The 391-nt window shown below is 47.6% G+C and carries 1 protein-coding gene and 1 tRNA gene; one reads left to right on the top strand and one right to left on the bottom strand.

Annotation, left to right across the window (positions count from 1 at the left end):
• Positions 1 to 2 precede the first annotated feature (2 nt).
• A tRNA-Ala gene (locus tag KTH90_RS24735) sits at positions 3 to 75 on the top strand.
• 118 nt (positions 76 to 193) lie between these two features.
• Here the strand turns inward: KTH90_RS24735 and KTH90_RS24730 are convergent.
• On the bottom strand, positions 194 to 391 hold a 198-nt coding region (locus KTH90_RS24730; RefSeq protein WP_238727624.1), incomplete at its 5' end, for a hypothetical protein.

Genomic DNA, 391 nt, shown 5'->3' with positions numbered 1-391 from the left:
ACGGGGGTATAGCTCAGTTGGGAGAGCACCTGCCTTGCAAGCAGGGGGTCAAGGGTTCGAATCCCTTTATCTCCATCGATAAAAGTCTTAAAACAAAACTTTTATCTTTTATCGAATGTAGATTTGACCTGCGCGTCAGCGCAGTAGGAGTTTTTAGAAATGAGCAGCGTCAAGCTTGCTTGTCGATGATCATTTATAAAAGATCCGTGATGCACGAAGTGCATGTCAAATCGGACGGCGAATCAAAAGCCAGTTTTATTTCAAGGCCTAACGTGACCGAGAAAATCTCCGATTTTCGAGGGCTCAGCACCAGGCCCGGCCAAGAACCGCCATCCAACAAATCAAACCGATGGAACCCATCCACACGAACATCATGGAAGGTCCCCCATCC

The organism is Diplocloster modestus, from assembly GCF_019042245.1.
GTDB lineage: Bacteria > Bacillota > Clostridia > Lachnospirales > Lachnospiraceae > Diplocloster > Diplocloster modestus.
Note: the sequence above shows the minus strand (reverse complement) of the source record. Positions and strands in the feature narration are given on the sequence as shown.